Here is a 12,543-nt window from a genome sequence, read left to right as displayed (position 1 = left end):
GCACCGTCATGCCGGGCTTGTCCCGGGCATCCGCGGCCTTAGACTGACCGCCAAAAGAACGTGGATGGCCGGAACAAGTTCGGCCATGACGCCGAGACCTTGGAAACGACTGACCATGCTGATCGAAGCCGCAACCTATGACGAACTCTATCGCGACTTCCGTTGGGATATTCCGGCGCGCTTCAACATAGCGGAGGCGTGCTGCGATCGTCATGCCGACGGCAGCGGGCGGCTGGCACTTGTTTACGTCGATGAGAATGGTGCCTCCACGCGTACTTCCTTTGACGAGGTCGCGGAGATGTCGCGTCGCTTCGCCAACGTGCTGAAGGCGGATGGCCTCGTGCGCGGCGATCGCGTCGCGGTGTTCCTGTCGCAATCGCTGGAATTGCCGATCGTGCATATGGCGGCGTTTCGTTCGGCGATGATCTCGATCCCGCTATTCGCGCTGTTCGGCGAGGATGCGCTGGAATTCCGCCTGTCGAATTCGCAGGCCAGGGCCGTTGTCACCGACGAGGGCGGTTGGGAGAAGCTCGCAAAGATCCGCGATCGCTTGCCGGATTTGAAGAACGTCTACGTTGTTGGCGACCATGCGCCTGCCGGCACAAAATCGTTCCGGGATGCGGTGAAGAGTGCATCGCCCGACTTCAGGCGCGTCGATACCTCGGCCGATGATCCCGCTGTGATCATCTACACCTCGGGCACCACGGGCAATCCCAAGGGCGCGCTGCATGCACATCGCGTCGTGCTCGGTCATCTCCCCAACGTCGAGATGTGCCACAACTTCCTGCCGAGGCCCGGCGATCTCATGTGGACGCCGGCGGACTGGGCCTGGATCGGCGGTCTCGTCAACGGTCTGTTCGCGTTCTGGTATCACGGCATTCCCCTGGTCGGCCATCGTGCGCGAAAATTCGAGCCTCAGGCGGCGATGCAGATGATGGCCGATCTCGGTGTGCGCAACGTATTTCTGCCGCCGACCGCGCTGAAGCTGATGCGGCAGGCCGGTGTGAAACATCCTGATGTCAAGCTGCGGAGCATCTTTACCGGCGGTGAATCGCTTGGCGGTGAATTGCTCGGCTGGGTGCGAGAGACCTTTGGTGTCGACGCCCATGAAGTGTTCGGCCAGACCGAGTGCAATCTCGTGATCGGCAGCAACTCCAATCTGTTTCCGATCCGCCCGGGCTCGATGGGCAAGGCGACGCCGGGTTTCGACGTCCGCGTCGTCAACGACAAGGGCGAGGAGCAGCCACGCGGCCAGCGCGGCATCATTGGCGTGCGCCAGCCGTGTCCGGTCACAATGATCGAATACTGGCGCAATCCGGAGGCGACGGCGAAGAAATACGCCGGCGAGTTCCTGCTGACCGGCGATCTCGGCGTGCAGGATGAGGACGGCTATTTCTGGTACGTCAGCCGCGAGGACGATGTCATCACCACCGCCGGCTATCGTGTGGGCCCATCCGAGATCGAGCATACGCTGATGAAGCACCCGTCGGTGGCGATGGCCGCCGTGGTCGGCATTCCCGATCAGATCCGCACGGAATCAATCAAGGCCTGGATCGTGCTGCGCCCGGGTTTTGCGGCCGGCAATGCGCTCGCGCGCGAGATCCAGGAGTTCGTGAAGGTGCAACTTGCAGCGCACGAATATCCGCGATTGGTGGAGTTCGCCGAGACCTTGCCGATGACGGCGACGGGCAAGGTGTTGCGGCGCGAACTGCGGGCGAGAGGTTAGCGTATCCTGCCACGCTGGCGCGGTGTCGTCGAAAGAGCGGACCGCAGCATCGCGGCAAGATCCTGCCGCTTGAACGGCTTTGTCAGAATGCGGGCGTCGATTCCGTCGGGCGCCTTGACGGGATTTTGGCTGTAGCCGGAGGTGAAGAGCACTTTGAGACCGGGCCGTAAGGCGGTTGCCTGCCGCGCAAGCTCCGGCCCGAACATGCCGCCCGGCATCACGACGTCGGTGAACAACAGATCGATGTCGGCGGACTGGCGCAGCACTTCCAGCGCCGCGGGCCCGTTCGAGGTCGCGATGACGCGGTAGCCCAGCGTCCGCAGCTCACTCTCGACATAGGCTCGCACCATGTCGTCGTCCTCGGCGACGAGAATGGTCTCGCTTCCGGCCGGTGCGGCAATCCGCTCTGCAGGTGTCGGCTCCTCGTTCTGCGTCGCAGCGATGCGCGGGAAGAACAGTCGGACCACGCTGCCTTGCCCCGGCTCGGACTGCAATTGCACGAGTCCGCCGGACTGCTGGGCGAACCCGTAGACCATGCTGAGGCCGAGGCCCGTGCCCTTGCCCACCTCCTTGGTGGTGAAGAATGGCTCGAACGCACGGCTCGCGACTTCCGCTGCCATGCCACAGCCGGTATCCGTCACGGCCACCATGACGTAGTCGCCGGGCCGCGGCTCCCCGTTGACGTCGAGATCGGACGGACCGAGCGAAATGTTGCACACCTCCACCGTCAACCTGCCGCCATCGGGCATGGCGTCGCGCGCGTTGAGCACGAGGTTGAGCAGCGCGGTTGCGATCTGGCCGGGATCGACGCTGGTCAGCCACAGTTCCGCGCCGAAGGCGAAACTGCACTCGATGTGCTCGCCAAGCGTCCGGCGCAACAATTGCTCCATGCCGACGACCTTCTCGGCGATGTCGATCTCGCGCGGCCTCAAGGGCTGCTTGCGCGCGAAGGCGAGCAGGCTCCGCGTCAGGTCGGAGCCGCGCTCGGCCGCAGTCGCGATGTCGCCGGCGATCCGGTGCAATTCCCTGTTGCTTGCCAGCCTGTCGGCGAGATGCTCGGAGTTGCCGAGAATGACGGTGAGAAGATTGTTGAAGTCGTGCGCCACGCCGCCGGTGAGCTGACCCATCGCTTCCATCTTCTGCGACTGGCTGAGCTTGTGGCTGAGATCCGCGATGGCGGCGCGTTGCTGCTCGAGCGACTCGGCGGTGCCGTTGAGCAGCATCATCAATCCGCCGAGCTCGCCGCGCGGATGCGGCGGGGGAATGCGTGCGCTGAGATCGCCGAGCCCAAGCCGCTTCGCCATCGTGGCGAGCCGGCCGACCTGGCGCCCGACGCTGACGGTCGCAAGAATCCAGACGCCGGCGAGCAGCAGCAGCGATGCCACCGCGAGGATGGCCATATCCTCGTAAAGCCGGCGGTTTGCGGCGGCGACCAGTCCGTCCTTGGACCGTCCGACCATGATATAGAGGCCGGCCTTGCGGATCGACGGCGAGCGAGCGACGGCCCAGACCTGCGTGGGACCGTCGCGGTCGGTCACCTCGCGAGACGCCTCGCCATCGGGGGAAGCCGCGAAGCGGAACAGCTCGGAACCCGCGATCGACGCGCCGACGGGGTGGTTCCAGCCACCGCTCTTGGGAGCGACCAGCACGGTGCCCTTGCTGTCGACCAGCAGGATCTCCTTTTGGGCGAGCAAACGCTTGTCGTGAAATTCAGCGAATTTGTTCAGGTTGAACGAGGCGAGCAGAACGAACCTCAGCGCTCCCGCATCCGAGCGCACGGGATAGGCGATCTGGAGCACCGACAATCCGGTCAGGCGCCCGAATACGGGCTCCACGGCGACAACGCCTTGCGAGACCTTCGCCTGCTTGAAATAGGCGCGATCGTTCAGGTCGAGCGTGCGGTTGGTCCGGAGCGAGTCGCAGAACAGGCTGCCGTCGGGATCGATGGTCAGGATGCCCGTGAACTGCGGATATTCTTCGCGCACGTCGGACAGAAACGCCGAGCATGCCGCCTTGTCGCGCGTGTCGAGATCGCGGGCGCGGGCGAGGCCGTAGTGAAGCTGCGCGGTGCCCTGGATCTTCTCGCCGAGGTCGGCTGCAATGTCGTCGGCGGATGCAGCCAGATTGGCCAGGGCCGCATTGATCTCGCTGGTTCGATTTTGCACGAAGCGCAGGCCGACGAGGATCGCCGGCACCAGCATGGCCGCGATGACGAGGATCAGTAACCGGGTACGCAGGCTCATCGGTCGGGCGAGTCCGCTCTTCGCGCGTGTTCGTTCGGCGAAGCAATTTGCGGCACGATCCTCCGCTCAGTCCATAGGCATCGGCTGGAAATCGTACTGACGGCCGACATTTCGCGGCGCGTGCATCGCGGCGCCACTACAATCTTACTCTCGCCGCCACGTTGCGCGTGCGCGCAGCGGGGCTAATACCGCGGTTTGCGTGCAAGGAAAGATCGCGCGGGGCGTGGTGCTGCTGATCGCTCCCGAGACGACAGAAGCTACGGCGTCTTGATCCCCATCGTCTTCAGCGCATCCAGCATCCGTTGCGGCGGACCCATCTTGACGACCAGCGGCTTGCCGGTCTCGAGCAGGCTCTTGAGGCTCGACAGGATCGCGGGCCAGCCCGAGCGTCCGCCGGACAGGATGTCGTCGCTGAGCGGGCGATCGTGGCCCTCGCTCATCGTCAGCCGGACCGCGTCTCCAACCTGCTCGATGTCGTAGGTGACGAGGGTCGGCCCCAGCTTCTCGATCAGTTCGGGCCAGTTGACGTTGAATGTCACCGCGAGCTTGTGCGGCGGAGCGCAGGCGAGCACCTCGCCACTGATATGCACGGCACCGTCGGGCGTGCGCAGGATGAAGGCGCCGCCGAGTCGCGGCTCGACTTCCACGGCGTTGCCGAAGAAGTATTGCTTGCTGAACTCGGCCGATGTCAGCGCTTCCCACACCTTCTCCGGCGTCGAAGCGATGTAGATGGTGTAGACCGTCAGCGGCTTGAACTGATCGAGATTCATTTTGCGTCGAACCCCTTGTTGAGCGCCGTGCGCGGAATGGCGAGAACCTGACCTCGCTCCAGCAGGCTCTTGAGCCCGGACAGGATCGCCGGCCAGCCGTTGGAGACGGCACCGAGATATTTGCCGCCCTCGACGAAGCCGTCATGCAACACGGTCAAACGCACGAGCGAGCCGAACGGTTCGATGGTGAAGACGACGCGCGAGATCGGCTCGCCGCGCAGTTCCTCATATTTGAGATGCTTGAAACTATAGGAGAGGCGCCGCGGCGGATCGGCCTCCAGGATCTCACCTGCATCGGTGACCTCCCCGTCGAGCGTCAGCGCGAAAGGCGAGCCGATCTTCCAGTCGGAGCGAACTTCGGCGCCGAACCAGTACTGACGCGTGAAGTCGCTCGACGTCAGCGCTTCCCACAGCTTTTCCGGCGTGGTCTCGATATAGGTGACATAGACGAATTGCGGCTTACTCATTACGCTTCTCCAACTGGCGTTTCAACTCGCTGAGGGCGGCGAGCTTGCCGCGCTCGAATTTCCTGATCCAGCGCTCGCCGATCTGGTGGATCGGCACCGGGTTGAGATAGTGCAGCTTCTCGCGACCATGCTTGATGGTCGTGACCAGATGGGCCTCTTCCAGGATGACCAGATGCTTTGTCACCGCCTGGCGCGTCATCTCCAGGCCTTCGCAAAGCTCGTTCAGCGTCTGGCCATTCCTGGCGTGGAGCCGGTCCAGCAGCGACCGTCGCGACGCATCGGCGAGCGCCTTGAAGACTTCATCCATGGCGAGAATGATAGGCAACTAAATGATTGCATGTCAAGATGTGTCTTTGGCGCGCGCAAACGGCTGTGCTAGCCTTGCATCTCAGCCAACGCAGATTGGTTCCGGGAGGACTTGATGTTCCGTTGCGTCTTGACTGCTGCCGCCCTCGTCCTTTTCGCCGGCAGCACTTCTGTTCACGCCCAGAAGCAGCAGACCATCGGGGCGCCGCCTGAGGCGTCCAACATGAAGCTGGTCGGCACCAACGATTTGCAGGCGCGCAGCGCCTATCAGCCGACCATCCATCATCAGGGCGACCGCTGGATCGCCTATATCGGTCATCACGGGGGCACCGACGACGTGCCGATGCCCGTCAATCCGCTGACAGGCAAGGCCGAGCCGAACGGCACCTCGATCGTCGATGTCACCGATCCCGCGCATCCGAAATACCTCAGGCACCTGCCGGGGCAGGAGGGCAAGTATGAATCCGGCGGCGCGCAGATGGTGCGCGTGTGCGACGGCAAGACCTTGCCGAAAGGCGATCCCAACGCGGTCTACATGCTGCGCACCTTCGGCAGCGAGGCGCACGAGATCTGGAACGTTGCCGACCCCGCCAATCCCGCTCTGATCACGCGCATCGGCGGATTGAAGGACACGCACAAGAGCTGGTGGGAATGCGACACCGGCATTGCCTATCTCGTTTCCGGCGCGCCGGACTGGCGAACCCGGCGCATGACGCAGATCTATGATCTCTCCGATCCCGCGCACCCGCAAAAGATTCGCGACTTCGGCCTGCCCGGTCAGGAGCCAGGCTCGACCGGCGCGGTGCCGACCGAGTTGCACGGGCCGATCTCGACCGGGCCCAACGGCAATCGCGTCTATTTCGGCTACGGCACCAACAAGGGCGGCATCCTGCAGATCGTCGATCGCGAGAAGCTGCTGACGGGGCCGAAGGAGCCGACGCCGGACAATCTGCGCTTTCCCGAGATCGCGCGGCTGCCGATGTCCGCATTCAACGGCGCTCACACCACATTTCCCATGCTCGACATGCCCGTCGCCGAATTCGGCGAGGACAAGGACGGCAAGACCCGCGACATCGTCATGATCGTGGACGAGGCGATCCTGAATGAATGCGGCGAGGCCCGGCAGATGGTGTGGTTTGCCGACGTCACCACCGAGACGCGGCCGATGATGATCTCGAGCTACACGGTGCCGGAGGCGAGCGGGCAATTCTGCCAGCGCGGCGGCCGCTTCGGCTCACATTCCTCGAACGAGAGCATGGCGCCGGTCTACTACAAGAAGATGGCCTTCATCGCCTTCTTCAATGCCGGCGTGCGCGCGCTCGACATCCGCGATCCCTATCACCCCAAGGAGGTCGGCTATTTCATTCCGGCGATCACGAATGCGACCGACAAGCGCTGCATTCCGGTGGAGGGCGGCGAGCGCTGCAAGGTCGCGATCCAGACCAATAATGTCGAGACCGACGAGCGCGGCTATATCTACATCGTCGATCGCGCCAACACCGGCCTGCACATCCTCGAGCTGACCGGGCCGGCGCGGGCCGTCGCCGGCCTGCCGAAGAACTGACGATGCGGCGCGCGGCGATAATTGCGGCGGCGGTGATCGCGCTCGGCGCATCCGGCGTCGGGGCGTATCAGCTCGCGCCGGAGCCCGCGGCAACGTCTGCGCATTGGCGCGAGCTCGCCTGGCCGTTCCCGCGCGACGGCTGGCCCGCGGGCCGCGCGTTTCGCTGTGAGGGCGGAGCCTGCGATGGCGCGGAACTCTACGTCCGCGCCAAGCGCGGCTTCTGCAATTGCGACAGCGGCGTCGCCGACGACGACGAGGTCGATCGCGTTGCCGATGTCGATCTGATCACCCCGCGCTTCACGCCTGTTGCGCCGGGGGAGGTGGTGGATGTGGGCGAGATGCGCGGCCGGGTGCGGCGCTATGATCTCGCGATCCACGACGGTGCGAGCCACGCGGCGGTCGGTGTTGCGCTCTCGCGACGCTGCGATCTCTTCGTCGCGGCGGCGCAGGGACGGGGCGACGCCAGCGCGATGCAGCATGCGGCGCTGGCATTCCTGGAGACGCAGGAGATGACAGCGTGGGTGGTCGCGGCGCTGGACGGAAAGTGAGTGCCATGCATTAATGCCCGCAAACGTCCCGAGCTCGAGTCCTCCCCATGATGTCCATGCAAGCCTATCTCGCCTTCGTCGCCGCCTGCATTGCGCTCGCGCTGCTGCCGGGGCCGATCGTCACCCTCGTCATCGCCAACGGCCTGCGCCACGGCACCCGCGCGGCGCTCACCAACATTCTCGGCGTGCAGATGGGGCTGTTGATCGTGATCGGCGTCCTTGCGGTCGGTCTCACCACGCTGATGGCGACGATGGGCTATTGGTTCAACTGGGTGCGCTTTGCCGGCGCGGCCTATCTGGTCTGGCTCGGCATCAAGCTGATCCGCTCTCCGGTTGAGGGCGTCTCCGCTGACGAGCCGCCGCCGCCCCCGCGCGGTGGCTTTCTCCTGCAGGGCTTCATCGTCGCATTGTCGAACCCGAAGCTGCTGGTGTTCTTCGGCGCGTTCATTCCGCAATTCATGGACATGAGCAAGGATCACCTGTCCCAGGTCGTGGTGCTCGGCGTCACCTTCATGGTGTTGGCCGGCCTGACGGATGGAATCTACGCGCTGCTGGCCGGTCAGGTCCGCGGCTTTTTCTCGGCGCGTCGCACCCGCCTGGTGTCGCGCGTGTCGGGCGGCTTCATGATCGGTGGCGGCATCTGGCTGGCCCTGATCCGGGCCAAATGAGCAGGATCCGTTAGGCGGGACTGCCGGTTGAACCTTCGTCCGCGGCGCTGCGTCCAACGAAGCATTGCCGCTGACGCAGGATCATTGCCGTGCCGAATTTGCCCCCGCTTGTCTACGCGATGCTGCTTGCGCCGCTCGCGCTGATCCTGATTGCCGCCATCGTGAAGAGCTGGCAGGCCCGCGAGGCCCGGAGCTGGCCGCAGGTGTCAGGCAAGGTCGTCAGCTCGGTTGCCGAGTTGCGCGAGGTCAGGGTCTCCGACGACGAGCGCGAGGACGGCTATCGCATGGAAAGCCGCAATTTTGCGAACGTCACCTACCAATATTCCGTCGGCGGTCGCAAGCTGAGCTGCAACCGCATCTCGATCGGCGAGGACCTCGGCAATTTCGAGGTCGCAGAGAAGCTGGCGAAATACCCCGCCGGCAGCATCGTCACCGTCTTCTACAATCCGCGCCATCCTGAAAAGGCCGTGCTGGAGCGCGACCTGCCCAAGGGACTGTGGGGCTGTCTCGGCATCGGCTCGGCGATCGTGGTCGCCATCATCTTCGGTTCGGCGTTCGGCCTCAACCAGAGCTACGCCTGGCTCGCGCATCACATCGGCCGGCCCGATCTCGCGGGCATGGTCGTGGGCTTCGGCGCATTCGGCCTCGTCATCGCGCTGATGGCGTGGGCCGTGCAGCGGCAGGCCTCGATGGCGACGCGCTGGCCGGTGGTGCCGGGCACGATCAAGCTGTCGGAAATGGAGGAATATCACGAGGCGAGCGAGCCGGGTGAAGCGCGCGGCGCCGAGATGTTCGGCAAGCGCGTGACCTATACCTACAGCTATCAGAACGTTCGCTACACCAATGAATGCGCGAGGGTCGCGGCCAACACGCCGTCGGCCTCCAGCAAGATGCTGGAGAAGCTGATGTCGCGCTACCAGGACGGCGCGGCCGTCGAGGTTCGCGTCAATCCCGACAACCCTGCGGAAGCCACGCTCGATGCCCGCGGCGACGGACGCATCGCCTATGTGCTCTGGGGTATCGCCGCGATCTTCGCCGCGCTCGCGCTGTTCGTCGCGACGCGGGGCGGTTGAGATAAATTCTCGGGCCGCACACTCCGCTGCGCTCCCTCCCCCCTTGCGGGGGAGGGCGGGGGAGAGGGGTAGCCAAGCAAAAAATCTGTCCGTCTTCGAAACGACGCGCTGCCGATTGAGAGAGTCCTTGTGTGGTACCCCTCTCCCTAACCCTCCCCCGCAAGGGGGGAGGGAACGCAGTGTGCCTCAAACCAACAGCGCCGGCTTCAGCTCCATCTCGATCTCCGCAAAGATCCGCGCCAGCCGCCCGGCCCATTGCTGCTGGCCGGATTGATCGGCAATCAGATCCTGGCGGATCTCGATGCCGGTGTTGACGAGGCCGCGGGCCTCGCCATGCACGGGGATGGTATAGTCGCTGAGATCGCTCACGGCATAGGGCTCGTTGTCACCGACGACGAGATCGCCTTCTGCGCGCAGGTGTCTTAGCAGCAGCTTCGGCAGCACGGTGTCGCGATTGTAGAGTGCGCCGATGTGCCAGGGGCGTGAGACGCCGGCATAGACGGGCGTGAAGCTGTGCAGCGACACCAGCACCGTCGGCCGCTTTGCATGTCGCCGGCTGTCGATCGCGGCATCGATGCGGTGATGATAGGGCTCGAAGATCTCGCGCCGTCGGGCCGCGCGTTCGCCTTCGGAGATTCCTTCGTTGCGCGGGATTGCCGTCGCCTCTGATATCACGGGGATCGAGCTCGCCACGCCCGGCGGGCGGTTGCAGTCGATCACGAGCCGCGAATAGCGCTGCGCGATCAGATGCGCGCCGAGCATGTTTGCCATCCGCTCGGCGACGCCGGCGATGCCGATGTCCCAGGCGATGTGCCTGACAAGCTCGCTCTCGGGCACACCGAGATCGCCGAGCGCGCGCGGCAGAATGCGGCCGTAATGGTCCGATGTGAGCAGGAAGGGCGATGCCCCCTCCGCATTCACCTCATGCACTGGCGGAATATCGCCTTCGCCAAGGAGTTGATCCGTCGCCTCGGCTGTGTTGAAAGCCATCCTGATTGCCTATGGAAAAAGCGGTCGCCCCGGACATTGGGCAACAATCGTTAATAACGGGTCTGCCCAAAATCACCATGATCTTCCGACGATGCCGCTGCTGACGATCCACCACAAGACCGAATATCGCTACATCAGCCCCGTGGCCTTCGGCGAACACAGGTTCATGCTGCGCCCGAGCGACGGCCATGATCTGCGCGTGCTCGACTCCAGGCTCGAGATCTCGCCCAAGCCGATGTCGCTGCGCTGGATCCACGACGTATCAGGCAATTCAGTCGCGATCGTCGATTTCGACACGCGCGCCGACAGGCTGGTGTTCGACTGGCACGTCACGGTCGCGCACGATCCGGTCGAAGACTTCGCGCTGACGCCCGACGATCCCGCCTACTTCTATCCTTTCGCATATGACGACGTGGAATTGCCCGATCTCGTCCAGTACATCACGCCGCAATACCCCGATCCCGAGGGCAAGATCGCGGCATGGGCGCGCTCCTTTGTTGACGAGGACGCACCGTCGCCGACATTCGCAATCCTGAGCCGCATCACGCATGCGATCCGCGAGCAGTTCGGATACCGAAGGCGTCACGAGCCGGGCACGCAGCGCCCGAGCGATACGTTGCGATGGGGCACCGGCACCTGCCGTGACTACGCGCTGTTCATGATCGAGGCACTGCGCCGCCTCGGCATCGCCGCGCGCTTTGTCTCCGGCTACATCTTCGTGCCCGAAGACGTCGCGCAGCACCATGTCGGTGGTGGCTCGACGCATGCCTGGGTGCAGGTGTACCTGCCGAGCGCCGGCTGGATCGAGTTCGATCCGACCAACGGCATCGTCGGCACCCGCAATCTCATCCGCGTCGCGGTCGCCCGCGACCCGCGCCAGGCCATCCCGCTGCACGGCATCTATATCGGCACCCGGGACGCCTTCGATGTCATGGACGTGAGCGTCAGGGTGGTCGCGGCCGAGGAACGCAGCGGTGCGGCGCTGGAAGCCGAGGCTTTGTAAACAGCCACCGCTGTCGCCGGGACGACAGCGAATATGCGGCACTGTCGTTCCGTATCATTGCCGGTTATAGAGCCCCCATGACCTCCGATCGTCTCTTCGTCTACGGCACCCTGATGCGCGGCTTCGACCATCCGATGGCGCGGCTGCTGGCGCAGCATGCGGATTTCCTGGGTGAAGCGAGCTGCCGGGGCCGGCTCGTCCTGGTGAAGCATTATCCGGGATTGCTGCTGTCCGACGCGTCATCGGATGTCGTGCATGGCGAACTCTTTCACCTGCGTGCGGGCGATGAACTCCTGCGCGAGCTCGACATGTACGAGGCCTGCGGCGAGGGCTTTCCGGAGCCGACCGAATATCTGCGCATACTGGTCGACGTGACCGGCGCGGATGGTGTCACGGACAAGGCGTGGACCTATGTCTACAACTGGCCCGTCAACGGTCTGCCGCACATCGAGTCCGGCCGCTTTCTCGACCACTAGGCCGACAGCACTTCCTTCACCACGCGCACGTCGACCTCGCGCTCGACATAGGTCCACTCTTCGGTTTGCCTGAGCATTCCGACCAGCTCCTCGAACAGCGGGGCGTGGGCGGGTGCGAATTCGAACCAGGTCAGGAAATCGAAGGGCTCGCCGAGGTCGCGGCAGTGATAGAGCTGGCGCGCGATCGCGGGCAGAAAGCGCAAGCTGCTCGCGATGTGGTGCGACTTGTCTTCAAAGATCTTGCGCCGCTCGTCCTGCGTGAGATCCCACCAGGCCTGCGATTTGCGGATCGGGATCAGCGCCGCGCTGGTCGCCTCCAGCCGGCCGAGGTCGGACTGCACACTCGCGAGCTGCTGCTTCTCGGGCCGCTCGGTGTAGCGCAGGCTGCTCGACACGCCGACCAGGCGCCAGGCATTGCGCGATGGCACCAGCGGCAGCGCAACGGCGTCGCCGTCGGTCACCGACAGCGCCGGCATGAAGGGCAGGGGCTCGCCCGTCACAGGCGACATCGAGGTCACGCGCCAGCCCCCGCTCTGGCCACCCCGAAAGGTCCTGAACATGGCCCATGGAAGCGTGGAACCGGGTGGGGTTCAAGCCTTGTCTCTCTCAGTCATTCCGGGGCGCCTCTTGGCGCGAGCCCCGGAATGAGGGAAGGGGCTGTGAACAGCGCGGATAAGCCGGACAAATCTGGCCTTTGGCGATGCCGCAC

At 64.5% G+C, this 12,543-nt stretch carries 13 protein-coding genes; 7 read left to right on the top strand and 6 right to left on the bottom strand.

Annotation, left to right across the window (positions count from 1 at the left end; translation table 11 throughout):
* Positions 1 to 115: 115 nt before the first annotated feature.
* Positions 116 to 1,726 (top strand): acyl-CoA synthetase, encoded by a 1,611-nt coding sequence (locus tag JQ631_RS13720; RefSeq protein WP_212326876.1) that lies wholly within the window; start codon positions 116 to 118, stop codon positions 1,724 to 1,726.
* Here the strand turns inward: JQ631_RS13720 and JQ631_RS13715 are convergent.
* From JQ631_RS13715 to JQ631_RS13700, 4 genes are all read right to left on the bottom strand, one after another.
* Complete coding sequence (locus tag JQ631_RS13715; RefSeq protein ID WP_212326874.1) at positions 1,723 to 3,969, bottom strand: ATP-binding protein; 2,247 nt, start codon at positions 3,967 to 3,969, stop codon at positions 1,723 to 1,725. The genes JQ631_RS13720 and JQ631_RS13715 overlap by 4 nt on opposite strands.
* A 257-nt stretch (positions 3,970 to 4,226) precedes the next feature.
* Positions 4,227 to 4,739: an SRPBCC family protein gene (locus JQ631_RS13710; protein ID WP_212326873.1), complete on the bottom strand. Its 513-nt coding sequence runs from the start codon at positions 4,737 to 4,739 to the stop codon at positions 4,227 to 4,229.
* On the bottom strand, positions 4,736 to 5,206 hold the full coding sequence (locus tag JQ631_RS13705; protein ID WP_212326872.1) for an SRPBCC family protein: 471 nt from the start codon (positions 5,204 to 5,206) through the stop codon (positions 4,736 to 4,738). The genes JQ631_RS13710 and JQ631_RS13705 overlap by 4 nt, the downstream gene beginning before the upstream one ends.
* Complete coding sequence (locus tag JQ631_RS13700; RefSeq protein WP_212326871.1) at positions 5,199 to 5,513, bottom strand: ArsR/SmtB family transcription factor; 315 nt, start codon at positions 5,511 to 5,513, stop codon at positions 5,199 to 5,201. The genes JQ631_RS13705 and JQ631_RS13700 overlap by 8 nt, the downstream gene beginning before the upstream one ends.
* Positions 5,514 to 5,627: 114 nt before the next feature.
* Between JQ631_RS13700 and JQ631_RS13695 the strand changes: the two genes are divergently transcribed.
* From JQ631_RS13695 to JQ631_RS13680, 4 genes are all read left to right on the top strand, one after another.
* The gene (locus JQ631_RS13695; protein WP_212326870.1) at positions 5,628 to 7,076 is read left to right on the top strand and encodes an LVIVD repeat-containing protein; all 1,449 of its coding nucleotides are present in this window, start codon (positions 5,628 to 5,630) and stop codon (positions 7,074 to 7,076) included.
* 2 nt (positions 7,077 to 7,078) lie between these two features.
* On the top strand, positions 7,079 to 7,624 hold the full coding sequence (locus JQ631_RS13690) for a hypothetical protein (RefSeq protein WP_212326869.1): 546 nt from the start codon (positions 7,079 to 7,081) through the stop codon (positions 7,622 to 7,624).
* A 50-nt stretch (positions 7,625 to 7,674) separates the two neighbouring features.
* A complete protein-coding gene (locus tag JQ631_RS13685; protein WP_212328601.1) occupies positions 7,675 to 8,292 on the top strand; it encodes a LysE family translocator in 618 nt (205 codons plus the stop codon).
* 89 nt (positions 8,293 to 8,381) lie between these two features.
* Positions 8,382 to 9,365 (top strand): DUF3592 domain-containing protein, encoded by a 984-nt coding sequence (locus tag JQ631_RS13680; protein WP_212326868.1) that lies wholly within the window; start codon positions 8,382 to 8,384, stop codon positions 9,363 to 9,365.
* A 186-nt stretch (positions 9,366 to 9,551) separates the two neighbouring features.
* Here the strand turns inward: JQ631_RS13680 and JQ631_RS13675 are convergent, their stop codons facing one another.
* Positions 9,552 to 10,355 carry an N-formylglutamate amidohydrolase gene (locus tag JQ631_RS13675; protein WP_212326866.1) on the bottom strand — a complete coding sequence of 268 codons (804 nt, stop codon included), beginning with the start codon at positions 10,353 to 10,355 and terminating at the stop codon, positions 9,552 to 9,554.
* A 91-nt stretch (positions 10,356 to 10,446) separates the two neighbouring features.
* Here JQ631_RS13675 and JQ631_RS13670 point away from each other — a divergent pair, with 91 nt between their 5' ends.
* Both JQ631_RS13670 and JQ631_RS13665 read left to right on the top strand, forming a co-directional pair.
* Entirely contained in the window at positions 10,447 to 11,358 is a 912-nt protein-coding gene (locus JQ631_RS13670; protein ID WP_212326865.1) for a transglutaminase family protein, read from the top strand.
* A 77-nt stretch (positions 11,359 to 11,435) separates the two neighbouring features.
* On the top strand, positions 11,436 to 11,834 hold the full coding sequence (locus JQ631_RS13665; protein ID WP_212326864.1) for a gamma-glutamylcyclotransferase family protein: 399 nt from the start codon (positions 11,436 to 11,438) through the stop codon (positions 11,832 to 11,834).
* On the opposite strand, the gene JQ631_RS13660 is transcribed toward JQ631_RS13665, so the two are convergent.
* A complete protein-coding gene (locus JQ631_RS13660; protein WP_212326863.1) occupies positions 11,831 to 12,394 on the bottom strand; it encodes a chlorite dismutase family protein in 564 nt (187 codons plus the stop codon). The genes JQ631_RS13665 and JQ631_RS13660 overlap by 4 nt on opposite strands.
* Positions 12,395 to 12,543: the final 149 nt, after the last annotated feature.

The sequence above is a fragment of the Bradyrhizobium manausense genome, assembly GCF_018131105.1.
Classification (GTDB): domain Bacteria; phylum Pseudomonadota; class Alphaproteobacteria; order Rhizobiales; family Xanthobacteraceae; genus Bradyrhizobium; species Bradyrhizobium manausense_B.
The sequence above is the reverse complement of the archived record's forward strand: the minus strand, read 5'-3'. Positions and strand labels throughout refer to the sequence as shown.

Excerpts from the sequence above, each read along its gene's own strand:
- JQ631_RS13720 (WP_212326876.1), top strand. The coding sequence starts at position 116 with ATGCTGATCGAAGCCGCAACCTATGACGAACTCTATCGCGACTTCCGT.
- JQ631_RS13715 (WP_212326874.1), bottom strand. The coding sequence starts at position 3,969 with ATGAGCCTGCGTACCCGGTTACTGATCCTCGTCATCGCGGCCATGCTG.
- JQ631_RS13710 (WP_212326873.1), bottom strand. The coding sequence starts at position 4,739 with ATGAATCTCGATCAGTTCAAGCCGCTGACGGTCTACACCATCTACATC.
- JQ631_RS13705 (WP_212326872.1), bottom strand. The coding sequence starts at position 5,206 with ATGAGTAAGCCGCAATTCGTCTATGTCACCTATATCGAGACCACGCCG.
- JQ631_RS13700 (WP_212326871.1), bottom strand. The coding sequence starts at position 5,513 with ATGGATGAAGTCTTCAAGGCGCTCGCCGATGCGTCGCGACGGTCGCTG.
- JQ631_RS13695 (WP_212326870.1), top strand. The coding sequence starts at position 5,628 with ATGTTCCGTTGCGTCTTGACTGCTGCCGCCCTCGTCCTTTTCGCCGGC.
- JQ631_RS13690 (WP_212326869.1), top strand. The coding sequence starts at position 7,079 with ATGCGGCGCGCGGCGATAATTGCGGCGGCGGTGATCGCGCTCGGCGCA.
- JQ631_RS13685 (WP_212328601.1), top strand. The coding sequence starts at position 7,675 with ATGTCCATGCAAGCCTATCTCGCCTTCGTCGCCGCCTGCATTGCGCTC.
- JQ631_RS13675 (WP_212326866.1), bottom strand. The coding sequence starts at position 10,355 with ATGGCTTTCAACACAGCCGAGGCGACGGATCAACTCCTTGGCGAAGGC.
- JQ631_RS13670 (WP_212326865.1), top strand. The coding sequence starts at position 10,447 with ATGCCGCTGCTGACGATCCACCACAAGACCGAATATCGCTACATCAGC.
- JQ631_RS13665 (WP_212326864.1), top strand. The coding sequence starts at position 11,436 with ATGACCTCCGATCGTCTCTTCGTCTACGGCACCCTGATGCGCGGCTTC.
- JQ631_RS13660 (WP_212326863.1), bottom strand. The coding sequence starts at position 12,394 with ATGTTCAGGACCTTTCGGGGTGGCCAGAGCGGGGGCTGGCGCGTGACC.